Raw genomic sequence first — 23,142 nt, 5'->3', positions numbered from 1 at the left:
TTCGGGACTCCGCACGGCGACGATTCGGTATCGTTCTCCAGGTGTACAGCATATTCGTCAACTACCGGCGGGGCGAGCATTCGGTGGCGGTCGCGGCCCTGGTCGAAATGCTGGCGCACCATTTCGGTCGCGACGAGGTGTTCCTCGACGTCGGCATTCCCTCCGGTGAGCGATATCCGCAGGAAATCGAGGAACGGCTGCACGGGTGCGACGTGCTCGTCTCGGTGATCCACAACGGCTGGGCGGCGACCTTCGGCCAGCCACGGCGGAAGGACTGGGTCCGCTACGAGATAAGGACCGCGCTGAGGAAGAACACCACCGTGATTCCCGTGGTGTTGGAGGATGCCGCGATCCCTGCCTGGGAACAGCTCCCGGAGGACATCGCCGACATTCTTCTCCTGCAGAGCGCGACCTTGCGGTCCGCGGAGTTCCGCGGCGATGTCGACAACCTGATTCGACGAATCGAGCACCACGTCGACCTAGACGGGGCCGCGGCACGAAAAGCACCCGTCAGGGCCAAGCCGAAAAGAACGTGGTTGCGAATCGCGGCGCTGGCGGTCGCCCTGTACCTCGTGACCCTCGTCATGTTCTTCGATTCCGTGGAAGACGAAGCGCTGTGGCGCAGGTTCGCCGAGCCGGCGTTCGCCTCCACCGCACTACTCGTGCTCGCTTCCTCGTTGACGATGATCGCCACCTGGCCGCTGAAACGGTTGAGCTACCGGTGGGAACGAAACGCCGGGACCCGCACCTACCGCGAGGCGCTGTCCAGGAACTGGATCGTGCCCGCGCTCCTGTTCGTCGCCACCGCCTTCGGCGTCTCGCGCGCCATGACCGAGGACGGCGGGTGGCAGGAGTGGGAGGTGTGGTACGTCGGCGTGGTCGTCCTTTTTGGTCTGTTCTATCTCCATCGCCAGTGGCGTATCTCCACCGTGGAAGACCATGCCTGGCCGCCGCCCGTGACGACCGACCACTGGCTGTTCCGGCGAGCCGCCCTGCGACTCCATGAAAAGCTGACGACCGACAAGGAGTGGCGTACTCCGCGTTCCCGGACGCTCCAGCGGCAAGCCGTGTCCGTCTACCTCGACCTGGCCCAGGCACGCCTCGACCTGATCGCCAAGTCGAGGCTCTCCCTCGGTCGCTGGATCCTCGGCGGCCACTCGGGAGAGACCACCGTCTACGTTGCCTGGTACACGAGCATCCTCGTACTGGACGTCTCCGCCGTGGCGGCCCTGGTGTTCGGCGAGCACGTGCCCGGGAACCCGCTCCTGGTCATCGCCATCACCGTCGTGGCCGCGACCGCGTTCACCGCGGCGATGGTGACGACCCACCTCCTCCTCGACCGGTACCGGGTCAGGAAGAGAATCGAAGAACTCACGGAATGGCAGGGGAAACTCGGTCCGTTGATCTTCTGCGTCGACGAGCCGAGCTGATCAGACGATGTGGGTCTCCGGTCGAAGCCCTGCCGGGGAGGCGAACCGGGACGCGTGGAGCGGGCCGACGTCCACGAACGGGTCGCGGCCGAGGTAGAGGTCTCGGACCACCTCGCCGACAGCGGGTGCCTGCAGGAAGCCGTGGCCGGAGAAGCCGGTGGCGTAGAGGAAGTTCGACGGCTCCGCCGCGCGGCCGATGAGCGCGTTGTGGTCCGGCGTGACCTCGTACAGTCCCGCCCAGCCCGGCGTCAGGCCGACGTCGAGCAGGCGGGGTGTCCTGGCCTCCATCGCCGCGCCGAGGCGGGGTAGCCACTCGTCGGAGTAGTCGAGGTCGAAACCGGGGGTCTGCTCGGGGTCGGACATGCCGAGCAGTAGGCCTCGGCCCTCGCGGTGGAAGTAGAACGACGTGGCGAAGTCGATGGTGAACGGCACCACAGTGGACAGTTCGGGCATCGGCTCGGTGAACATCACCTGCCTGCGCACCGGGGTGACCGGCAGCGACACGCCCACCATGTCGCCGACGGCGGCCGACCATGCGCCGGCCGCGCAGATGACGGTGCCGGCCGTGACGGCGCCGTGGTCGGTCACCACCGCCGTCACGCGGTCGCCGCGGGTTTCCATGTCGAGCACGGTCGTGCCGGTGCGCAGGACGGCACCCAGCCGGCGGGCGCCACGGGCGTAACCGAGCACGACCGACTCGGGCGTGCAGTGGCCGTCGTCGGGCGAGTACGCCGCCGCGAGCAGACCCCGGGTGTCGATCAGCGGTGCGAGCCGCCGTGCCTCGTCGACGTCGATCATCCTGCTGGTGACGCCGAGTTCGTTCTGCAGCGCCACGTCGCGTTCGAACGACGCCACGTCCTCCACAGTGGACAGGAGGAACAGGTAACCGACCTGGTGCAGGTCGATCTCCTGTCCCGGCCGGTGACCGAACCGGGTGAAGGCCGCCAGGCTGCTGGCACCCAGCGCGATGTTCAGCTCGTCGGAGAACTGGGCACGCACCCCGCCCGCCGCCTTGCAGGTCGAGCCCGACCCGAGCTCGGCCCGCTCGAGCAGGACCACGTCGGTGACGCCCGCTTCGGCCAGGTGGAACGCGATGCTGGCGCCGATCACACCACCACCGACGATCACGACCGACGCGGTGGCGGGCAAGGGAGCCCGGGAGTTCGACATTCGGCACTCCTGCGCGAGTTCTACCGGCCCTTGGCCTCGGACATGTCTTCAGCATAATGAAGGGCCGGGGGATCACCCTCCATGATCGACCCGTGACAGATCGTTGACAGGCCGGAAACGACGGCCTAACGTGAATCGGCGGAAAGCGCTTTCCTGACCTCGCGGCGGCCGGTCAGGCGCGATGCCCGAATGTTCGGCGTCCATAGTGGACGCCTGATTTCGCCTGCCCGACGCTGGGAGGACGGGATGAACAGACTCGGCACGTTGGCCGCCGCCTCGATTGGCCTCTTGCTCGCGATCGGCACGGTGGCGCGGCCGGTGGCGTCGGCAGCCACGTTGTTCAGCGAGAACTTCGAGGACGGCACCGCCGACGGATGGACGAGGTCCGGCGGTAGCTGGTCGGTGGTGACCGACGGTTCGCGGGCCTACCAGCAGAGCGGCGCCAGCACGGATGCCCGGGCGTTGGTCGGCGGTACCTGGACGGACCAGGCCGTGCAGATCCGGGTGAAACCGGGGACGTTCAACGGGACCGGCCGCCATGTCGCCGTGCTCGCCCGCGCGCAGAACACCAGCAACTACTACTACCTCGGGCTGTCCAACACCGGGTCGGTCGTGCTCGGCAAGCGAAGCGGCGGCGGGTTCAGCACGCTCGCCTCGGCGCCCGCCGCGGTGCCCACCGGAACGTGGCAGACGTTGCGGCTGGAGGCCTTCGGCACGACGCTGAAAGGTTTCGTCAACAACGTAGCGCTCGTCACGGCGTCCGACGGCACGTTCGCGTCCGGCCGTGTCGGTGCGGCGACCTACTACGCCTCGGCGTCCTTCGACGACGTGCAGGTGACCGACGTGCCCGGGACCGGCTCGCCACCGCCGACCGATCCCCCGCCGACCCCTGGCACCTGTGACACCTCGGGCAGGCCGACCGGGTTCGCGTCGGTCAACGCCTGGGGGCAGAACGGGACCACCGGCGGTGCCGGCGGCCCGACCGTCGAGGTGGACACGGCTGCCGAGTTCCTCGCCGCGATCGTCCGGTCCGGGCCGGTGAACATCTGTGTGCGCGGCATGATCGCGCTGCCCGGGCCGATGCACGACGTGGCGTCGGACAAGACGATCGTCGGTATCGGGACGGCGTCCGGGTTCACCGGCGGCGGCCTGAACATCGGCCTGCCGGTGGACAACGCCATGACCAGCCCGCCGGCGAACGCGGTCCGCAACGTGATCGTGCGCAACCTGGTGTTCCGCGACTGGGCGGACGACGCGATCAACGTGCAGATGTTCTCCCACCACGTCTGGCTCGACCACAACGACCTGTCGCACGGCTTCGACGGCGCGATCGACATCAAACGCGGCTCGAGCTACGTCACGGTGTCGTGGAACCACACGCACAACCACACCAAGAACATGTTGCTGGGCCACGACGACGGCAACAGCGCCCAGGACACGGGCCGGCTGAAGGTCAGCTACCACCACAACTGGTTCGACCAGACGCCGCAACGCAACCCGCGCGTGCGCTTCGGCGAGCCGGTGCACGTCTACAACAACTACTACCTGCACAACACCGACGTCGGCATCGCCTGCCAGGCGGGCTCGGGCTGCGTGGTCGAGGGCAACTACTTCGAGAACGTCGAGGAGCCGGTGTCCAACCACTACGCCGGTCCCGCCGGCCGCTGTGTGGCGCGGAACAACGTGTACACGGGCGAGGAGCCCGGGCAGCCCGACTGCGGCGGCATGGTCGAGGAGCCACGCACCTACTACAACTACACACTCGACGACCCGAACAACGTCAGGACCATCGTCATGGCGGGCGCCGGCGTCGGAAAGATCTGAGGGCACACATGAAATCGGCTCTGCTGGCGGCACTCGCCGCGACTCTGTTAGTCACTGCCCCGGCGGACGCCGAGCCTTCGCTGGGGCGGCAGGTCCTCCCACCCAACGACGGCTGGGCGGCCGAAGGCGCCGGCACCACCGGCGGTGCCGCGGCGCCGCCTTCGAACGTGCACGTGGTCGACACGCGCGGCGAGCTCGTCACCGCGCTCGCCGCGCCATCGCCGAAGATCATCTACGTGCGGTGGCGGATCGACGGCAACACCGACGACGCCGGGAACCCGCTCTCCTGCACCGACTACTTCGCCGACGGGTACACGCTGGAGGCGTACCTCGCGGCGTACGACCCGGCCGTGTGGGGCCGCGCGACCAGGCCGTCCGGACCGCTCGAGGACGCCAGGAGGGCGTCGGCCGCCAACCAGAACGAGCGGATCAGGGTGAAGGTCGGCTCGAACACGACGATCGTCGGCCTCGGCCGTGCCGTCCTGAGCGGGCTGAACCTGCACGTGGACAAGGCTGACAACGTCATCGTCCGCAACATCTCGTTCGTCGACGCGGCAGACTGTTTCCCAGTGTGGGACCCGACCGACGGCTCGGCGGGAAACTGGAACTCCGCCTACGACAACATCTCCGTCACCGGCTCGACGCACGTGTGGGTGGACCACAACACGTTCACCGACGGCGACAACCCGGACAGCGCGCAGCCGCGCTACTTCGACCGGCCGTTCCAGGTGCACGACGGCGCCCTGGACATCACCAACGCCGCGAACTTCGTGACGGTGTCGTGGAACCGGTTCGCCGACCACGACAAGACGATGCTGATCGGGTCGACCAACAACCCGGCCAACGACCGGGGCAAGCTCAACGTCACGTTGCACCACAACCACTTCCGCGCGACGCTGCAGCGCATGCCACGGGTCCGGTTCGGACAGGTGCACGTGTACGACAACTTCTACGAGATCCCCGAGTCGGTGAGCTACGCGCTCGGCGTCGGCGTCGAGTCGGCGATCGTGGCGGAGAGCAACGTGTTCGCGCTGGCCGACACGGTCGACCCGAGTGAGCTGGTCTTCGACTGGGGCGGCACGGTGATCACCGCACGGGACAACCTGCTGCGCACGGGCCGGCACGCCGCACCGGTGGACCTGGTCGGGGTCTACAACGCCGCGCACGACCCGGACCTGGGCGCCGACGCGGGCTGGACACCGACGCTGCACACCCGGATCACCCCGGCACGCCAGGTGCCGGCACTGGTGACCCGCAACGCGGGCGCGGGTAACTGCTGACAGCGTGACCGTTCGGCCGGCACCGGAGGGCGGCGCCGGCCGAACAGGGATCAGATGCCGAGTTGGCAGCCGGACAGGATGATCTCCTGGCCGAGCAGTGTCACGACGCGGACCGCGTACTGGGCGAGGCGCCCGTCAGGCGTGGTCACGGTCTGGTTCACGTGCACGGCGGCCACCCCGATGATGTTGATCGTCGCCGGGGCGGTGCCGATGGGTCGGCCGTTGATCGTGCCGACGCGGGACGAGCCGGACAGCCCTGCTTCCGTTGCCAGGCACTGGGTTTCGATGTCCGTGATCCGGATGGCCCCGCCGAGCAGGTTGGCGCCGCTGATCAGTGCCGAGGCGTCGGTGTTGCCGGTGTCCGGGTCGAGCGTGCACTCCGCGTGCAGCGCCTCCACACTGGCCAGCCCCGGCACGGTGACGCTGGCGGTCGTGAGATCGCTGTTCGGCGGGCACGTGGCGTGCGGTGTCTTCGCGACGTTGATCAGGCCGCTTGCGCTGATCCCCCACGCCTCCGCCCGGACGAACGACACGATCCTGACCACCGCGGTGGCCGAGCCGCCGTCGTCATCGGTGATCGTGACCAGCACCAGGTGCGCGCCCACCCCGGTGTAGGTGTGCGTCGCCCCGCACGTGCCCGAGCCTGCGCCCTGGGTGACCGTGCCGGTCGCCACCGGGGTGCCATCGTCGAAGTCCACAGTGCAGGTGTGCGTGTCGTTGGTCGCGATGTCGGTGAACGGCGCGGTGACCGTCACCGGGGTGCCACGCCGCACCAGTGTGCCGTCCGCGGGAGCGGAGATGGTCACCTGCGGAGCGACGTTGGTCAGCGTGAGCGTCGTCGTCGCCACCACGTCAGGGTGCAGACTGTCGTTCGCGGTCAGCCGAAGCGTCCAGACCCCGTCGTCGGTGCACGTCACCGTCGTCGACAGTGCCGCGGCGTCGGCGAACGAGCACGTCGCGCCCGGGTCGACACCGGAGGCCGGGACGACGCTCCACTGCGTGGTGAGGCTCGGGCCGTCCGGGTCGGTCACGATGCCCGCGATCGGCACCGGCGTGCCCTCCTGGCCCGCGTACGGTCCGCTCGGGTCGACCACCGGTGGGTCGTTGATGATCACGTGCACGCAGTCGGTGACCGAGCCGGTGCCGCCGTTGTCCTCACCGTGGGCGGTGACGCAGATTTCGTGCCGTCCCGAGGTGAGGTTGCCGGTGGTGAAGGTGTAGTTCACCGTGGCGGGGCCGGTCTGCGGCGGCGCGGGGGTCACGTTCGTGACCGGCGCGGCCGCACCGCCGTCGACCGACGCGGTGAGGTGGGTCAGCCTCGACTCCAGCAGCTGCGGCAGCACGTTCGGCAGGTTCGCGGGATCGGGGACCTGGGTGCAGGTGCCGCCGGTACGGTCGGCGATCACCTGCAGACTGGCGTTGTAGTCACCCGTGTTGCACGCGGATCCGCCGCCGACGGCGAACGTGTGGATGTCGACGTTGGCGGGCACCGCGTTCAGCGCCGGGTTCACGTCGCCGGCCGAGAAGCCGTCGGACACGAAGGCCACGATCTTGCGGTTCTCGGTCTGCGCGTTGGTCACCGTCGTCGCCTTCACGACGGCGTCTGGGAAGAAGGTCCCGGTGGCCACGTTCTTGACCGTGAACAGACCCACGTGCCCCTGGGTCAGCGAGCTGATCACCTCCTCGACGTCCCTGGCGCCGTTGCCGTTCTGGTCCGTGGCCGGGCCGGTGAGCATCTGGTCCCCGCCGGCCGGCTGCACGTCGGTGACGGCCGCCGAGGAGCCGAACATGACCGCCCCGACCGTGCCGATCACCGAGTCGGGCTCCGCGGCGGTCGCGTTGAGCGCGTTCGTCGCCTCGATCTCGCACTGCAGCACCGTGCGTCCGGCGCCGTCACAGCTGGACGCCGTGCTGCCGGAGACATCGACCACGTAGGTGAGGGCGGTGTCCTTCACGGGCACGGCCGCACCCACCGCCGCCGTGCCCGTGACCGTCACCGGTCCCTGCGGGAACACCGTGTCCTCGGCCGGACTGTCGATGGTCACCGAGATCGACGTGCCGCCGGGCAACTGCCCGTCGACCGCGACGGCGGTTCCGGTGAACACGGCCAGCGCCGCGGTGGCGGCGACCCCAGACCCGAGGAGCGTTCTTCGTCTCATCACGTCACTTCCTGACTGTCAGACAAACCTCCAGAACAACGCATCGTCAAAAGGATTCTCGAAGTTGCTACAACAATTCAGTGAATGACGAACGTAATAACCCGCATGAGGGATATTATTTTTCGCGAACGCGTACCAGACTTCAGTCCATCTCCGCCGGGATCTCGCCGAAAGCGCCGAAGCTCACGATCCAGTATGCGGCGTACAGACCGAGCAGCACGAAGCCGTGCCAGCGCCGAAGTTGGCCCGTGGAAAGGAAGTACGCGGCGAGCCCGGTCAGCACGATCAGCGCGGGAAGGTGCCAGGAAAGCACGTTCTGGCCGACCACGAGGCCGCCCGTGAGGAGGATGATGCCCAACTTTCCGGTGACCGAGAACACGACGCTCCCGATCACGTTGCCAACCCCGATCTCCGGCGCGCCCCGGCGGGCGGGCTCCACGGTCAGGAACACGTCCTCGACCGTCAACACCAGGGTCGCGATGGTCGCCCCGAAAACCGTGCCGTTGAGCCCGTAGGTCTCGAGGATGCCGCGCGTGCCGATGCCCGTGGTCGCGGAACCCACGACCAGACCGCCGATCGCGAGCACCGCCATCCCGAGACCGGTCCAGCCGGAGCGCTTCTCGGCATCTTGCACGGTGGTCAGGGCCTCGTACATTTCCTCGTCCCGGAAGACCGGCTTCTCCGCCCTCGACTCCCGGACCACGACGTAGGCGATGAACAGCACGAACACACCGAGAAGCACCACCCCGTCGACCGCGCCGAGCGGTGCGGTCAGCGCGAAGGCGATCATCGTCAGCGGGGCGGCGGCGAAGATGACCAGGTACGCGCGCGGCACGCGCACGGCGGTGGGGGTGAGGATCGCGGCGAGTGCGAGCACCACACCGATCAGCGAGAGGGCCGTGCCGAACACGGTGCCGAGCGCCACCCCGCCGAGGTCCTCGAGGTTCAGCGCGACACCGAGGAACACGTCGTCGAACTCGATGCCGGTGAAGACGATGGCGAGCAGGAACACCGAGATGTTCAGGCTGCTCGCGACGCGCACCAGATGGCCGATCAGCCTTTCGGCACTGTAGATCAGCAGCGCCGCCCCGGAGACGAAGACGAACATCGCCTCCATGGCTCACACACCCAGGAGGCGCCGCACCTCGGGCGCGTGGCGGCGGGAGACCGGGATGAACTCAGGGGCGAGCGGGTCGGTGATGAGGAACAACTCGCCCCGCACACCCCGTTCCAGTTCCGCGACCCGGCGGAGGTTGACCAGGAATCGCCGGTGTACCCGGCAGAACCCGTGGGCGCGAAGGACGCTCTCCACGTTGTCGAGGCCGCGCATCGCCGCCTGGAGCCTGCCGCGGTCCGTGCTCAGCCACACGGTGTTCCGGTCGGCCTCGGCGTAACGGATCTCCGCCGGTGCCAGCACGACGAGACGACTGTCGCGCACGCCGATGATCCGCTTCAGCCCCGGCGTCCGCCAACGCGTGGTGGGGTCGACGTACTCCTCGCCGTCCTGCTGCCAGAACTCACAACACATCCCGACCAGCCTGTTGTCGACGAACAGGGGACGCAGGCTCACCGGCACGGCACCGTCGTGCGGTCGCACGACGAGCCGGGCGAACCCGCGCCATCGCTGACGGACGAGCGACTCCCGCGTCGCCCATCGCACCACCGTGGACAGTTCGGGCACGGCAGGTCGCCATCGTTCTGCGGGTGCGATCATGGGACCGGCGCACGGCATTCCGAGCAACGACACGGCCGCGTCGTTCGCGACGATCACGTTGCCGCCGAGGTCGAGGCACATCAGCGGGCCCCGCGCCGACTCCCCCGCGAAGCCGGCGACGACGTTCTGGCCGTCCAGGACGGCCCGCCGGTGGAGGTCCGACTCCACGCTCGCCGCGGCCTTCTCGAGCCACGCCGGCACCTGATCGGGCAATTCCGCGCCCCACCGCGAGATGTCGATCGTCGCGAGTGGGCTACCGGTGACGACGTCGCGGATCGCGATCCCCGCGCAGGACCAGCCGTGGAAGCCTTCGCACCAGTGCTCGGGTCCGGTCACGGTCACCGCGCCGCGCACCTCGAGCGCGGTGCCCATGCCGTTGGTGCCCGCGGTCCGCTCCGACCAGGCCGACCGCGGGGCGAGGTTGTTCACCTCGGCCCGCCGACGTGCCTCCGGCGCACCGAAGGCCGCCAGCAGCCGCCCGCTGCCGTCGGTGACCGCGACGATCCCGCCGTCCTGTTCCATCTCCCGACCGGCGACGGCGGCCAGACCGCCGATCTTCGTCAGGATCACGTCCTGGTCGAACCGGTACTCGCCCCCGTTCGACGCGCCGGGCGCCGACCGCAGACGCGGATCGATCTCGTACTGGTCCCTGCACCGACACCAGGAAGCCAGGATCTCGGGACGTACTCCCTCGATGGTGTCCTTGCCTGTCGTGAAGCTCTCCCACGCACGGGCCACCGCGTGCTCGGTAGCCCGGAGCGATCCGATCGCCAACGGTGGCTCCTATGATCCCGAACATCATTGTCACAGGGGGTAGCTGTTCAACTATCCCGTGTTGACGACCCGATGTCGACAGTCCAGGCGAGGAAGACCGGTATGAGACCGACTGTTGAGGACCTTCGGCGGCTGTGGCAGCTCACGACGATGCCGCAGGAGGACGTCCTGTTCACCCAGACCTACGAGTCGGCCGGTCGGGGCGCGGACGGAAAACCGCTGTGTACGGCGATTGTGGCCGTGTTCACGGCCGATCCGGGTTCGTTCTCCGACATGCACCGACTGCCCACCGACGAGATTTGGCACTTCTACCTAGGTGATCCGATCGAGCTGTTGCTCCTCCACGCGGACGGCGGGGACGAGTTGATCGTCCTCGGCACCGACGTGCTCGGCGGGCAACGCGTCCAGGCGACCGTGCCGGCCGGCACCTGGATGGGCGCCCGCCTGCGCCCGGGTGGCGAGTACGGCGTCTACGGCAACACCATGGCACCCCGGTTTCGTCCCGAGCGACTTCGAGCTCGGTGACCTGACCGAGCTGTCCGCACGCTGGCCGCACCGAGCAGGCCTGGTCACGGCACTGACCCGTGCTGTCTAAAGTGGACTATCCACCGGTCGCAGGAGTGCCAGCATCTCCGGTAGGTCGAAGAAGTGCGCGATGTCGAGTGCGGAGCGCGGGCCGAGGGCCGGATCGGCGCCGGCGGCCAACAGGTGGGTGACGCTGCGCTCGGCGCGGCGGAACACCGCCGCGCCGAGCGCCGTCTGGCCGCGATCGTTGATCCGGGCGGTGTCCGCGCCCCGGTCGAGCAACGCGCGCACCGTGTCCGGGTGGTTGTGGTAGGCGGCCAGCATGAGCAGGGAGTCGCCGGAATCGTTGGTGAGGTTCACCGGTATTCCCGCGTCGATGCCGTTGGCGAGCCGCTCGGTGTCCCCGGCGCGGGCGAGGTCGAACATCGAGCGGAGCAGGTCGAGCTCCTCCTCGGTGAGCTCGATCATGGCACGGAGACGGGGAAGCGTTGCCACACCCGGTGTGCACCGAGCAGCTTCGTCACCTTCCCGAGCACGGTCGCCGGGTCGTCGCCGAGGACGATCCCCGCCCCGGTGGCACACCCGGCGGCCTCGAGCGCTGCGCGGGCACTCCCCCACCCGCCGATCGCCTTCGAGTGGCGGAAGCACTCCTGGACCATGAGCACCACGCGAGGGTCGACGGCGCCGCCGGGGGCACCCGCCTTCGCGTCGCGGGACGGTATCGCGTCCGCCGCGGGTGGCGGGCTCGCCGCGAGCAGCAGCGCGTCGAACTCGACGGACCGGGCGGTGAGGAAGGTGCGTTGCGCGACGAGACCGTCGGACAGCGGGCCGCCGGTCGGCGCGATCAACAGCGGCACCATCCCGCCGGCCAGGATCGTCTCGCGGACCACCCGCACGCCGTCGAGATCGGCGGGGTCGACCACGATGCCGATGATCCGCCCGTCCACCGGCCAGGTGCCGCCCACCTGGGACAGCGCGGGGCTCGGCGCCACCCTCTTCTGGCGGCCCGTGACGGTCGGCGCCGGCAACCCCAGTCCCTGTGCCACCTGCGCGCACAGCTCACTGTCCACATTGGCCAGAACGCGCAGCTCGCGTTCCTTGACCGCCTGCTCGTAGCACTTGCCAAGCTCGAAGGTGAACGCACGCACGACGTGCTCCTTCTCCACCGGCGACAGGCTCTGCCAGAACAACCTCGGCTGCGTGAAGTGGTCGGCGAACGACGTCGGCGCCTGCCGTACCTTCACCGCCGCCCTCGGCAACGGTTGCGACACCTCGACGTACACCCCGGTGCCGACATTCGCGGGGAAGGGGTTGCCGCCGTCGAGCGTGTTCGGCCGGTAGGGCGCCGCGCCCGCGTGGACCGCGTTCTGGTGGAAGCCGTCCCGGAGCATGTCGTTGACGGGCGCGTGCGGTCGGTTGATCGGGATCTGCCCGAAGTTCGGGCCGCCGAGCCGGGTGAGCTGGGTGTCCAGGTAGGAGAAGAGCCGAGCGTGCAGCAGCGGGTCGTCGGTGACGTCGATGCCCGGCACGAGGTGGCCGGGGTGGAAGGCGACCTGCTCGGTCTCGGCGAAGTAGTTCATGGGGTTGCGGTTGAGCGTCAGCATCCCGACCGGCTGCACCGGCGCGAGCTCCTCCGGCACGATCTTCGTCGGGTCGAGCAGGTCGATGCCCTCGAACGTCTGCCGTGGCGTGTCCGGGAAGACCTGGATGCCGAGCTCCCACTGCGGGTACGCCCCGGACTCGATGGCGTCGGCGAGGTCGCGGCGGTGGTAGTCGGGGTCGATGCCGTTGATCATCTGCGCCTCCTCCCACACGAGGGAGTGCACACCGAGCTTCGGCTTCCAGTGGAACTTCGCGAGCGAGGTCTGTCCGTCGGCGTCGACCAGCCGGAAGGTGTGGACCCCGAAGCCCTCCATCGTCCGGTATGACCGGGGCACCGCGCGGTCGGACATGTTCCACATGACGTGGTGGGTGGCCTCGGTGTGGGTCGAGACGAAGTCCCAGAACGTGTCGTGCGCGCTCTGTGCCTGCGGGATCTCCCGGTCCGGGTGCGGCTTGACCGCGTGGACGATGTCGGGGAACTTGATCCCGTCCTGGATGAAGAAGACCGGGATGTTGTTGCCCACCAGGTCGAACGTGCCTTCCTGGGTGTAGAACTTGGTGGCGAACCCGCGGGTGTCACGGACCGTGTCCGCCGACCCGCGCGATCCGACGACCGTGGAGAAACGCACGAAGACCGGCGTCTCCACCCCGTCTGCCAGGAAGGCGGCCCTGCAGACCTTCGCCGCTGTGCCGTAGCCGACGAACACGCCGTGCGCCCCGGCACCGCGGGCGTGCACGGCCCGCTCCGGGATGCGCTCGTGGTCGAAGTGCATGATCTTCTCGCGCAGGTGGTGGTCCTGCAGCAAGGTCGGGCCGCGGTCCCCTGCCTTGAGCGAGTGGTCGGTGTCGTACAGGCGCAGCCCCTGCGCGGTGGTGAGGTACTCACCCTGCTGCCCAACGGACTGTGCCGGCGCCCCGGTGTTCACTCCCGTCGGCGTCACTCTCGCCGGCCCCGCCTGGTCCGACTTGGGCGGTAGCGGGCCGCGCGGTTCCGTGGGCTCGTCGAGGTCCGGCGGCTGGCTGCTCGGCGCACCCGGGATCGGCGGGTTCACCAACTCGGCGACCTTCTCCACCGCCTTCTCGAGTGCCGCCTTGACGAGCTTGCCGGGTTTTCTCGGAGCCACTGAGATCCTCCTCGTCACGGATGTGTCTCAGGGCAGTACCCGAACAAACCCTCGCTACACACAGCGGGACACGAAGGAAGTACATGGGTCGGCGCGGCGGTCGCCTCTCGGCGGGTGGCGCGACGCGGCTCCAGCCGAACGGTATTCCGCGAAGGCAGTGATATGAGGCCCGGGGGACACGGACCGCACCGACCACTCCCCACAACGGCCGGTCCGCACGCGATGTTCCCGCGCACGTGTGCCGTCGATCACACGCCCCGTTGGCCCAGTGGATTGGCGTAGACCTCACTGAGCGCGACCGCGCCGCCGGCCACGGCCAGGACGTCGGCGGCGGCGAAGCTGGTCGGACGGACAGCGGTCTGCGGCGCCGCGCACGCGTGCGACCGGGCACGGACCTCGTCCCGCAACGCGGCAAGGCTTTCCGGCAGGTGGAGCACGCCGACCTCGGTGACCACCAGCACCTCAGGGTTCACCACGTCGGCGAGCAGCGCGACCAGCCTTCCCACTGTCCTGGCCCGCTCGACGAACAACGCGCGTGCGGCGAGGTGACCGCCGAGCGCCGCCGCCAGAAGGTCCTCAATGGACGGTCGGGTGAGCACACCGTCGCGGACGGCGCGGGTGGTCAGCGCCTGCTCGGACACGGCCGCCTGCACACATCCGCTGCGGCCGCACGGACAGCGGGCCGCCAGGTCGTCGCCGAGCGGCAGGTGCGCGACCGCACCCGCCGCCGAGCGTGGGCCGTGGTGCACCGCACCACTCGTCACGATGGCCGCGTCGACGACGTCGCCGACGAACAGGTGCACCGCGCTCGCCGCGTCGCGCGCCGACCCGAACAGCAGCTCGGCCCTGGCCAGTGCCCGAGCGTGACTGTCCACATTGACTCGAAGACCACAGCCGCGGGCCACGATGTCCCGCACCGGCACGCCACGCCAGCCCAGGAGCGCGTGCTCGACGACGACCCCCGACGAGGGATCCACCCACCCACCGACCGCGACCCCGACACCCAACGGCCGGCGGCCGGCGCTGTGCTGGTCAAGAAAACGGGGCAGGCGCGCGACCGCCGCGCCGAGGACGACCGCAGGGTCAGTGTCCACATGGGGCAGATGTTCGTTGGCGATCACCCGGCCACGCAGGTCGAGGACGGCGAGCGTGGTCGCCTCCGGTGCGATGTGCACCGCGCCGACGACCCGCCCGCCGAGGTCGACCGGCCGATGTGGCCGCCCGATCCCTTTGCTGGCAACCAGTTCCGGCGCGTCCTGTACCAACTCGTGCGCGATCAACTCGGCACAGTGCCTGGTGACCGACGCGTGACTCAACCCGGTCCGCTCGGCGACCGTACTGCGCGCCACCGGGCCGTGTTCGAGCACCGCGCGCAGCACGGTCGCCGCGCCGGACGACCGTCTCGACAGTTGGCTGGCCACGGTCGGATCGTGACATCCGATCCGTGGCCAGCCAAGGAGATCCAACATCTGGGAACGGCCGGCGATCCGGCGGGCGAAGCCCGCTTCGCGGGCGGCCACCGACGATGTCCCGAAAGACGCTTTCGTGTCATTGAACGTCATTAGCGCATCTTTCGAGACATCGGCGATGTCCCGAACGCGTCTTTCGGGACATCTGGCCGAGCCTTCGCGGTCACAGCATTAGGCGTCCGATGTGTAGTGAGTGGCCTCGTCGCCTTCGATGACATAGCTTGGCGTGCCGTCCACCCCGGCCGGGACGTCGCCGGCGACGGTCACCCGGTGCAGGCGGCGCGGGAGGTCGCCGTAGTCGTCCGGCGCGTAGTGCTGGGTCGCGCGGTTGTCGAACACCACCAGGTCGCCGGGCGCCCAGCGCCACCGCACGACGTTCTCCGGGCGTGTCACGTACGCCTGGAGGATGCGCAGGATGTCGCGGGACTCGTCGGAGGACAGGCCGATGATCCGTTGGGCGAAGCCGCCGATGAACAGGCCGCGCGCACCCGACTCCGGGTGCACCCGCACGACCGGATGTGCCGTCTTGTACTTGCGGGAAAGGAACTCCCGCCGGTGCTCAGCCGCCTTCTCGGTCTTCGGCTCCGCGTAGTCGTAGTCGTTGGTGTGCACGGCCCACAGCCGGTCGGCGAACTCGCGCAGCGGCTCCGGCAGGTCGTCGTAGGCGGACTGCGCGTTGGCGATCAACGTGTTGCCGCCGTAGGGCGCCACCACGAGGCTGCGGAGGGTGGTGACCTTCGGCGGTGTGCGCACGAACGTGACGTCCGTGTGCCAGTGGTTGGCACGGACACCTTCGACACCGTCGACCGGCAGGATGTGCGGCTGCCCGTCGACCGAGCCCACGGTGGGGTGCGCGGTGGTGAGCGCGCCGAACAGGCTCGCGAAGCGGATGTGCGTGACGTCGTCGAGGGTCTGCTCGCGGAAGAACAACGCCTTGTGCTCCAGCAGCGCGGCGTTCAGCTCCGCGACGATGCCCGGATCGAGCTCCGCGGCGGCGTCCACGCCGACGATCTCGGCGCCTATGCGGCCACCGACCTTACGGACTTCGAAGCCGGTGATGGTCTGACTCATGGTTGGTCCTTTCTGGACTGTCAGGAGGTGATGACGGAGGAGGTGGACGAGTCGAGGGCCGGGCCGATCGCCAGCAGCGACCCGGGAGTGCGGCCCTTGCCCCAGCCGATCACCTTCCGGTAGCTGCCGAGCTGCCCGGACTCGGCGAGCCGCCCGGCGTCCCGGGCGGACGGCTGGGGATGGGTCTGTGGCGCGACGAACAGCGCGTCCGTCGGGCAGTTCGCCTCGCACTGGAAGCAGGTCTGGCAGTCCTCCTGTCGAGCGATCACGGGAACTCCGTCCGGACCACGGTCGAACACGTTGATGGGACAGACGGCAATGCACTTGTCGCAGGTGATGCAACGGTCAGCGGACACCAGTTCGATCACGCGACACGCTCCGTGACCCGGGTCCACACGCTGTCGAGGCCGCCGCTCAGGATGTGGTGGTGCTGAGCGGAATCCTGGTCGGGAAAGTCGAGACGCCTGGCCATGCCGCGGGTTTCGCTGCGGGCCAGTGCGGACGCGTACATCCAGCGGGCGTGCGCGACCATGGCCGCCGCCTGCCGGGCCCGGAGCACGTCTCCGGACAGCGACTCGCGAGCACGGGCCCAGGTGTCGTCGAGCACACGCAGGGCCGGGGTCAGCACGGTCGCCGTGCCGCAGGTAGTTCTTCTCATACGGCAGTACCTCCTTCTGCACGGTGGCGATCACGTCGCGGGACTCCCCCGCGTCGCCAGGCTTTCCGGTCGGGCGCAGGCCGGCGCCGCCCTCGGCACTCGGCGCTCGCCTGTGGATGGTCGGGCCGAGGGAGCTGACATACCGGGCGGCGGCCCGACCCGCCCAGATGCCGGACGAGATCGCCCAAGCCGCGTTGTGGCTGCCGCCACCGGTGAACCCGCCGCAAATCCGTTCGCGGGTGGCCGCGTCGCCGGCCGCGTACAGGCCGGGCACCGTGGTGGCGCACCCGTCGTCGACGATCCGGATGCCGCCGGTGCCGCGAACCGTGCCCTCCGCGAGGAGGGTGACCGAGAACAGGTCCGTGAACGGGTCGACGCCCATCCGGTCGAACGGCAGGAAGAAGTTCGGCTGCGCGCGGCGCATCCCCTCCCGTGCCGCCGCGTCGGCGCGGTCGAGCCGGCAGTACACCTTCTCGGTCAGCAGCGTCTTGGCGATCACCGACCGGCCGCGCTGGCTCCCAGCGCCCTCCAGCACGGTGCCGTCGGCGTGGTAGAAGGTCGCGAAGTTGTAGAACGCGGTCTTGGTGACCGAGGTGTGCTCCGGCGCGATACCGTACGCGTTCGAAAACTCCATTCCGGACAGTTCGGCGCCGGTCTCGGCGGCCAGCAGGGCGCCGTCGCCGGTGTTGACGTCACACCCGAGCGCCTTGCTGAGGAAGGCGCAGCCGCCGGTGGCCAGCACCACGGCACCCGCCCGTACCTGGAAGTCCTGTCGTGCCTGGCGCTGGTATCCCGCCGCGCCCGCGATCGCGCCGTCCGCGTCGGTCAGCAGCTCGGTGACCGGGCTGTGGTCGAGCACCCGCACGCCGGCCCGGCGCACCCGGATCCGCATGCGCCGCATGTACTCCGGGCCCTGCAGCCCGGTCCTGATCTGCTGGCCGTCCTCGCCGACCGGGAACGGGTAGCGGCCCTCGACCGCGAGCTCGTCGATCGCGTCGTAGGTCTGGTCGAGCACCCGGGTCATCCAGCGGCGGTCGGCGAGGTAACCACCGAGTGCCTCCCTGCTGGCCATCGCGGCCTCGCGAGCCTCCGGGTCCGGTGGCACGTACCAGACACCGGTGCCCACCGACGCGGTGGCGCCGCTGGTGCCGCAGTACCCCTTGTCCGCCAACACCACCGTGGCGCCGGCCCGCGCCGCCTTCAGCGCGGCCCACGTCGCGGCCGGGCCGCCGCCGACGACCAGCACATCGGTCTCATGTTTCATGCCACTGCCTTCCACGCGGTGAAGCGACGTTCCAGCAACACGAGGAGCTGGTTGAACACCACCCCGATGACGGAGATCGTGACGATGCCCGCGTACATCTGGGGGATCGCGAAGTTGTACTGGGACGCGTTGATCAGGTATCCGAGCCCGGCCTTGGCACCGACCATCTCGGCGGCCACCACCACGACGATCGCGACCGCGCCCGCCAGCCGGATGCCGGTGAAGATCGTCGGCACGGACGCCGGCAGGATCACCTTCTGGAACAGACTGACCGGCGACAGGTTCATCGACCTCGCCAGCCGCAACAGGGTCGGGTCGACGTTGCGCACCGCGCTGATCGTGTTCAGCAGGATCGGCCACGTGCAGGCGTACAGCACGATCGCGATCTTGGAGGTCTCGCCGATGCCGAGGATGAGCACGAAGACCGGCAGCAGTGCGAGCGCGGCGGTGTTGAGGAAGATCTGGAGCAGCGGGCTGAGCACGTCGGAAACCGGTTTGTACCAACCGATCAACAGGCCGAGCGGCACCGAGATCGCGACCGCCAGCGCGAACCCGGACAGCGATCGGGTCAGGCTGGCCTCGATGTTGGTGGCCAGCTGACCGTTGACCGCGAGGTCCAGCAATGCCTGCCAGACCGTCGAGAACGGCGGCAGGAACGTCCGGTCCACCACATCGAGCCGTGGCAGCACCTCCCACAGCCCGAGCAGCACAGCCACGGCCACTGTCTTGGTGAAGAGGGACCGCAACAGGCGCGGCACGGACACACGAGTCTCGATGGCCTCTCCACTGTGGACCTGTGTACGGGTTGGCGCGCCTGTCAACGTAGTGGTCATGACGCCCTTTCCAACAAGTGTGTCCTGGCGACCTCGTCGTGCAGGAGGGTCCAGATCTGGTGGCGGTAGCGGGCGAACTCCGAGCTGGAACGAAGATCCTCGGCCGTGGACCGGTTCGGCAGGTCGATCGACACCACCTCCTTGACCCGCCCGGGTCGCGAGGTGAGCACCGCCACCCGTTGCCCGAGGTACACGGCCTCGTCGATGCCGTGGGTGATGAACACGATGGTCTTGCCGGTGTGCTCCCAGATCCGCAGCAGTTCGTCCTGCAGGGACTCACGGGTCTGGGCGTCGAGCGCGGCGAACGGCTCGTCCATCAGCAGTACGTCGGGGTCGTAGGCGAGGCTGCGGGCGATGGCGACCCGCTGGCGCATGCCACCGGACAGCTCGTGCGGGTGCCGGTCCTCGAAACCGTTGAGCCCTACCAGGTCGAGGAAATGCCGTGCCCGAGTGGTCCGCTCACCACGCGGCACGCCGACGGCCTCCAGTCCGAACTCGACATTGCCGAGTGCCGTGCGCCATGGCAGCAGCGCGTACTGCTGGAAGACGACGCCGCGGTCGAGCCCCGGCCCGGTCACGGGGCGGCCGTCGAGCAGGATCCGCCCCGTCGTCGGCGTGGTCAGGCCGGCGAGGAGGTCCAGCAGCGTCGACTTGCCGCACCCACTCGGCCCGACCAGCACGACGAACTCACCGGCACCCACGTCGAGGTCGATCCCCTCGACGGCGGTCATCCGGCTCCTGTCACGGGTCCGGAAGGTCATGCCCACGCCCTGGAAGCTGATCTTGGCGGTCATCAGGTCTGTCCCTTCGCCGTCTTGGCGAGGTCGTTGAACTCGTTCGTGTACAGGTCGGCGGCCTTGACCTGGCCGGGCTTGATGTCGCCACGGTCGGACAGCCAGTCGATCCACAGATTCAGCTCGTCGTCGGTGATCCGGCCGCCGGTCTGGGCCACACCGGTGGACTTCCAGTACTTCAGTGTGTCCGCGTCCTCGTTCCGCTTGCGCTTGGTGACGATCTCGGTGAACCGGTCGATCACCTCCGCGCGTGGGGTGGTCCTGGTCCACTCGATGGCCTTCGCGGTAGCGGTGACGAAGGTCCGCACCGTGCCGGGGTTCTGCTCGATGAACCGGTTGGTGAAGACGTAGGTGCCGGCCGTGAAGGCGCCGAGCAGTTCGAAGTCGTTGAACACCTGGCGGATGCCACCGGTGGCGAGTGCCTTCTCCCGCAGGATGTCGCCGAGCACGGCGACCTCGATCTGGCGCTGGCGCAACGCCTGCTCGGTGTTGACCGGCGGCAGCGCGAGCGGTTCGACGCGTGCGATGTCCTCTTTGGACAGCCCGTTCCGTTCCAGGTAGATGTCGAGCATCGCCTCGCTGTGCGCGCCGAGCGTGTTCATGCCGACCTTCTTGCCGAGCAGGTCGCGGGCGCCGCGGACCGGGCTGTCCTCGAGCACGAAGTAGCCGTTGTACTGCTGCTCGTCCACGCCGTAGTAACCGATCACCGCCTTGATGGGTGCCCCGGCCGTGGCGAGCTTCACCACCGCGCCGTTGAACGCGCCGCCGAAGTCGACCTGTCCGGTGGCCGCGGACTGGACGTCCTGCGGACCGCTGATGGTGTTGCCGACCCACTCGAGCTTGACGTCCTCGAGGTAGCCGAGGTCGGCCGTCAGTTCGGGCAGGAGCACCGTGCCCGCCCATCCCTGGTAGCGCAGGGTCTTCGTCTCGGTGCCGCCGGACGCGGTGCCGCACCCCACCGCCGAGGACGCGAAACCGACAAGGGTCAAGGCGAGGAAATCTCGCCGGCTGGATAACGTCACCGAAGGGTCCTTTGCTCTCGATCCGACTTAATTCCGATCGTTGGTTCCCTGGACCGAGAGGACAACATTCCGACCGACTGAAAATAAGTCGACTCATAGAGTGGGATGCGGGATGAGCAGCACTTTTCAACGCGTGACCGCATGGTGGGAATCATTTCCACGGCGGTTCGAACGGCGTAGTCTGCGGATGTTCGCCAACCGCTCCCCCTGTCGGGCGGCTACCGCTGTGCGAGGATGCCGGCGTGAGTAGCAGCGGAGCGAAGGGGGCGGCGTGACCGACGCGCCATCCAGTCAGCCGCGGTCCGGCGCCCAGGCCGTCGAGCGCGCGCTCAGTGTCCTACGTTGCGTCGAGGGCGACGACGACGGCGTGGGCATCACCGAGCTCGCGCAGCGAACGGGTCTCACTGTGAGCACCGCCCACCGCCTCGCCCGCACGCTGAGCGAGGCGGGCCTCCTGCTGCAGGACCCACGCAACGAGCGTTACCAGCTGGGCCCCGCGCTCGTCGTCCTCGGCAAGAAGGCGGAACAGCGGCTCGGCTACCGGCAGGCGCTGCCGCTGCTGGAGGAGCTCGCCGCGGCCACCGGCGAGTCGATCAACCTCGGCATCCGCGCGGGCAACGAGGTGCGGGTGGTGCTCGACGTGGTGTCCCGCCAACCACTGCGGTTCTCGCAGGCGCCGGGGAGCCGGGTGCCGATGCACGTGTCGGCCATGGGCAAGTGCCTGCTGGCCCACAGCGGTGACGTCGACGACCAGATCAAGCAGCTCGGCGACCTCGTCAAGGCCACCCACCGCACGATCACCGACCGCGACCAGCTTCGTGCCGAACTGGAGCTGGTCCGCGAACGCGGCTGGGCGCTCAACGACGAGGAACGCAACCCGGGCGTCCGCGCCATCGCCGCCCCGGTGCGCCAACCGGGCGGCGGCGTGGTCGGCGCCGTCGCGATCCAGGGCCCGACCGTCCGCATCACCGACGACCGGCTACCCGAGCTGGCCGAACTGCTGGACCGCACCACCCGGCGAATCGCGCCCCTGCTCACGGCCTGACTCGGGTAGGGCCGATGAGTTCGTCGGCTGTGTTTTCTAGCTCGGGCATGGCCGCCGACGCCTTCGGCGGCGGCCTCGGGTCGGCTTGCCCGGGTGGTTGCGGGCCGGGGTGCGTGGTTGCCTGCCGTGTGGTCGCGTGACGATGCCCGCGGCCAGGGGCTCGTTCCTCACCCCTGCCCTTGGCATCGTGCGGCGGCCGGCCTCGCCAAAGATTGGCGACCTCAGCACACTCCCGAGACCCGCGCTCTAGATGTTTGATTCCGTGAAGATCATGTGAAGTGGGGCCGCGATGCGGACGTGGGAGGAGGGCGTCCAAGATCGATGTGTGAGCAAGGATCTAGACACCCTCCTGACCGCACTTTACGTGCTGATCGATGACCATGTGGTACCGCCCCGCACTGGTCGTGGTCGCCGACCTGAACTGACTGACAGTGAGCTCCTGTGTCTGGCCGCGGCTCAGGTGTTGCTGGGCTATCACCGCGAACGTCGGTGGATCCGGCATATCCACAGCGACCCGCAGTGGCGGACCATGTTCCCTTACCTGCCCAACCAGTCCGGCTATCACAAGCGGCTGAAGAATGCGGAACCATTGCTCCGCAAGACGATCATCACTCTCGCCGTGTGTTGTCCGTCCTGGTTCGACGACCTGTGGATGACCGATGCCACCCCGGTACCGTGCGGCATGTCCCGCGAGACCGTGAAACGCTCGGACCTGGCCGGCTACGCCGGTTACGGCTACTGCGCGTCACACTCCCGGTTCTACTGGGGCCTGAAGCTCTACGTGATCTGCACCGGCGACGGCATGCCCGTCTCCTGGTGCCTGGCCAACCCCAAGATCGGCGAACGCGAGGTCCTCGCCGCGCTGCTCGACCATGACCACCACCTCATCCACGACGGTCAGATCCTGTTAGCCGACAAGGGTTTCTCCGGCAAACCGTTCAAACAACTCGCCACTGAGATGGGTCTGGAGTTGCTGCGCCCAGACCGCAAGGACGAGACCTACCGCAACGGCAACCTCGGCGGCGTCCGCCAGTGGATCGAATCGGTCAACCAGACCCTCAAAGGCCAACTCGGCCTCGAACACCACGGCGCACGCACCCCCGCAGGCGTGTTCACCCGCGTCGCCCAACGCCTCCTCGCCATGGCAGCAGCCATCTGGCACAACCGGACCACCGGCGTGACCAGCAAACCATCACTGATCGCCTACGACCACTAACACCAACTTCACGGAATCAATCATCTAGTGCCGTCCTGGCGCGACGCCAGCGGTGAGTGGGAGTCCTCCGTCTACGGAGGGAGCCTGCTGTCCGGGCCTCCTGACGATCCGCCTCCGCCGCCGGTGCGTGCTGGCACGATCGAGTGGATCAACGAGAGTTCGACCGAG

The 23,142-nt window shown here is 68.7% G+C and carries 18 protein-coding genes; 6 read left to right on the top strand and 12 right to left on the bottom strand.

Features of this window, described 5'->3' with window-relative positions; all coding sequences use genetic code 11:
- Window positions 1-41: 41 nt before the first annotated feature.
- Complete coding sequence (locus VF106_RS06135) at window positions 42-1,430, top strand: TIR domain-containing protein (RefSeq protein ID WP_330838580.1); 1,389 nt, start codon at window positions 42-44, stop codon at window positions 1,428-1,430.
- On the opposite strand, the gene VF106_RS06130 is transcribed toward VF106_RS06135, so the two are convergent.
- On the bottom strand, window positions 1,431-2,600 hold the full coding sequence (locus VF106_RS06130; protein WP_330838579.1) for an NAD(P)/FAD-dependent oxidoreductase: 1,170 nt from the start codon (window positions 2,598-2,600) through the stop codon (window positions 1,431-1,433).
- Window positions 2,601-2,846: 246 nt separating this feature from the next.
- Between VF106_RS06130 and VF106_RS06125 the strand changes: the two genes are divergently transcribed.
- Both VF106_RS06125 and VF106_RS06120 read left to right on the top strand, forming a co-directional pair.
- Window positions 2,847-4,424 (top strand): pectate lyase family protein, encoded by a 1,578-nt coding sequence (locus tag VF106_RS06125; protein ID WP_330838578.1) that lies wholly within the window; start codon window positions 2,847-2,849, stop codon window positions 4,422-4,424.
- A gap of 8 nt (window positions 4,425-4,432) precedes the next feature.
- A complete protein-coding gene (locus VF106_RS06120; protein WP_330838577.1) occupies window positions 4,433-5,704 on the top strand; it encodes a pectate lyase family protein in 1,272 nt (423 codons plus the stop codon).
- 50 nt (window positions 5,705-5,754) lie between these two features.
- Here VF106_RS06120 and VF106_RS06115 read toward each other — a convergent pair whose 3' ends face one another.
- From VF106_RS06115 to VF106_RS06105, 3 genes are all read right to left on the bottom strand, one after another.
- The gene (locus VF106_RS06115; RefSeq protein WP_330838576.1) at window positions 5,755-7,863 is read right to left on the bottom strand and encodes a choice-of-anchor P domain-containing protein; all 2,109 of its coding nucleotides are present in this window, start codon (window positions 7,861-7,863) and stop codon (window positions 5,755-5,757) included.
- Window positions 7,864-8,005: 142 nt separating this feature from the next.
- Window positions 8,006-8,980 carry a sodium:calcium antiporter gene (locus VF106_RS06110; RefSeq protein WP_330838575.1) on the bottom strand — a complete coding sequence of 325 codons (975 nt, stop codon included), beginning with the start codon at window positions 8,978-8,980 and terminating at the stop codon, window positions 8,006-8,008.
- A gap of 3 nt (window positions 8,981-8,983) precedes the next feature.
- Window positions 8,984-10,351, bottom strand: a complete 1,368-nt coding sequence (locus VF106_RS06105; protein ID WP_330838574.1) for a DNA-binding protein — start codon at window positions 10,349-10,351, stop codon at window positions 8,984-8,986.
- Window positions 10,352-10,453: 102 nt separating this feature from the next.
- On the opposite strand from VF106_RS06105, the gene VF106_RS06100 reads away from it, so the two are divergent.
- Complete coding sequence (locus VF106_RS06100; protein WP_330838573.1) at window positions 10,454-10,876, top strand: cupin domain-containing protein; 423 nt, start codon at window positions 10,454-10,456, stop codon at window positions 10,874-10,876.
- 66 nt (window positions 10,877-10,942) lie between these two features.
- Here VF106_RS06100 and VF106_RS06095 read toward each other — a convergent pair whose 3' ends face one another.
- The 8 genes from VF106_RS06095 to VF106_RS06050 all read right to left on the bottom strand — a co-directional run bounded on the left by VF106_RS06095 (window position 10,943) and on the right by VF106_RS06050 (window position 20,713).
- Entirely contained in the window at window positions 10,943-11,344 is a 402-nt protein-coding gene (locus tag VF106_RS06095; RefSeq protein WP_330838572.1) for an ankyrin repeat domain-containing protein, read from the bottom strand.
- Window positions 11,341-13,602 carry a catalase gene (locus VF106_RS06090; RefSeq protein WP_330838571.1) on the bottom strand — a complete coding sequence of 754 codons (2,262 nt, stop codon included), beginning with the start codon at window positions 13,600-13,602 and terminating at the stop codon, window positions 11,341-11,343. The genes VF106_RS06095 and VF106_RS06090 overlap by 4 nt, the downstream gene beginning before the upstream one ends.
- 248 nt (window positions 13,603-13,850) lie before the next feature.
- Window positions 13,851-15,023, bottom strand: coding sequence for an ROK family transcriptional regulator (locus VF106_RS06085; RefSeq protein ID WP_330838570.1), 1,173 nt, complete (start codon window positions 15,021-15,023; stop codon window positions 13,851-13,853).
- 219 nt (window positions 15,024-15,242) lie between these two features.
- Window positions 15,243-16,142, bottom strand: a complete 900-nt coding sequence (locus tag VF106_RS06080; protein WP_330838569.1) for a TauD/TfdA dioxygenase family protein — start codon at window positions 16,140-16,142, stop codon at window positions 15,243-15,245.
- 20 nt (window positions 16,143-16,162) lie between these two features.
- Window positions 16,163-18,064 carry an FAD-dependent oxidoreductase gene (locus VF106_RS51125; protein WP_422653103.1) on the bottom strand — a complete coding sequence of 634 codons (1,902 nt, stop codon included), beginning with the start codon at window positions 18,062-18,064 and terminating at the stop codon, window positions 16,163-16,165.
- Complete coding sequence (locus tag VF106_RS06060; protein ID WP_330838568.1) at window positions 18,061-18,897, bottom strand: ABC transporter permease; 837 nt, start codon at window positions 18,895-18,897, stop codon at window positions 18,061-18,063. The genes VF106_RS51125 and VF106_RS06060 overlap by 4 nt, the downstream gene beginning before the upstream one ends.
- Window positions 18,894-19,691: an ABC transporter ATP-binding protein gene (locus VF106_RS06055; protein WP_330838567.1), complete on the bottom strand. Its 798-nt coding sequence runs from the start codon at window positions 19,689-19,691 to the stop codon at window positions 18,894-18,896. The genes VF106_RS06060 and VF106_RS06055 overlap by 4 nt, the downstream gene beginning before the upstream one ends.
- Window positions 19,691-20,713, bottom strand: coding sequence for an ABC transporter substrate-binding protein (locus VF106_RS06050; RefSeq protein WP_330838566.1), 1,023 nt, complete (start codon window positions 20,711-20,713; stop codon window positions 19,691-19,693). Before VF106_RS06050 ends, VF106_RS06055 begins: the two co-directional genes overlap by 1 nt.
- A 271-nt stretch (window positions 20,714-20,984) precedes the next feature.
- Between VF106_RS06050 and VF106_RS06045 the strand changes: the two genes are divergently transcribed.
- Window positions 20,985-21,758, top strand: a complete 774-nt coding sequence (locus VF106_RS06045) for an IclR family transcriptional regulator (RefSeq protein WP_330838565.1) — start codon at window positions 20,985-20,987, stop codon at window positions 21,756-21,758.
- Window positions 21,759-22,083: 325 nt separating this feature from the next.
- On the top strand, window positions 22,084-22,974 hold the full coding sequence (locus VF106_RS06040; RefSeq protein WP_330838564.1) for an IS982 family transposase: 891 nt from the start codon (window positions 22,084-22,086) through the stop codon (window positions 22,972-22,974).
- The last annotated feature ends 168 nt before the right edge of the window (window positions 22,975-23,142 follow it).

Source organism: Actinophytocola sp. (assembly GCF_036378875.1).
Classification (GTDB): Bacteria; Actinomycetota; Actinomycetes; order Mycobacteriales; family Pseudonocardiaceae; genus Actinophytocola.
The sequence above is the reverse complement of the archived record's forward strand: the minus strand, read 5'-3'. Positions and strand labels throughout refer to the sequence as shown.

Coding starts and splice junctions, on each gene's coding strand:
- VF106_RS06060 (WP_330838568.1), bottom strand. CDS start 18,897: ATGACCACTACGTTGACAGGCGCGCCAACCCGTACACAGGTCCACAGT.
- VF106_RS06120 (WP_330838577.1), top strand. CDS start 4,433: ATGAAATCGGCTCTGCTGGCGGCACTCGCCGCGACTCTGTTAGTCACT.
- VF106_RS51125 (WP_422653103.1), bottom strand. CDS start 18,064: ATGAAACATGAGACCGATGTGCTGGTCGTCGGCGGCGGCCCGGCCGCG.
- VF106_RS06110 (WP_330838575.1), bottom strand. CDS start 8,980: ATGGAGGCGATGTTCGTCTTCGTCTCCGGGGCGGCGCTGCTGATCTAC.
- VF106_RS06115 (WP_330838576.1), bottom strand. CDS start 7,863: ATGAGACGAAGAACGCTCCTCGGGTCTGGGGTCGCCGCCACCGCGGCG.
- VF106_RS06130 (WP_330838579.1), bottom strand. CDS start 2,600: ATGTCGAACTCCCGGGCTCCCTTGCCCGCCACCGCGTCGGTCGTGATC.
- VF106_RS06125 (WP_330838578.1), top strand. CDS start 2,847: ATGAACAGACTCGGCACGTTGGCCGCCGCCTCGATTGGCCTCTTGCTC.
- VF106_RS06055 (WP_330838567.1), bottom strand. CDS start 19,691: ATGACCGCCAAGATCAGCTTCCAGGGCGTGGGCATGACCTTCCGGACC.
- VF106_RS06080 (WP_330838569.1), bottom strand. CDS start 16,142: ATGAGTCAGACCATCACCGGCTTCGAAGTCCGTAAGGTCGGTGGCCGC.
- VF106_RS06100 (WP_330838573.1), top strand. CDS start 10,454: ATGAGACCGACTGTTGAGGACCTTCGGCGGCTGTGGCAGCTCACGACG.
- VF106_RS06095 (WP_330838572.1), bottom strand. CDS start 11,344: ATGATCGAGCTCACCGAGGAGGAGCTCGACCTGCTCCGCTCGATGTTC.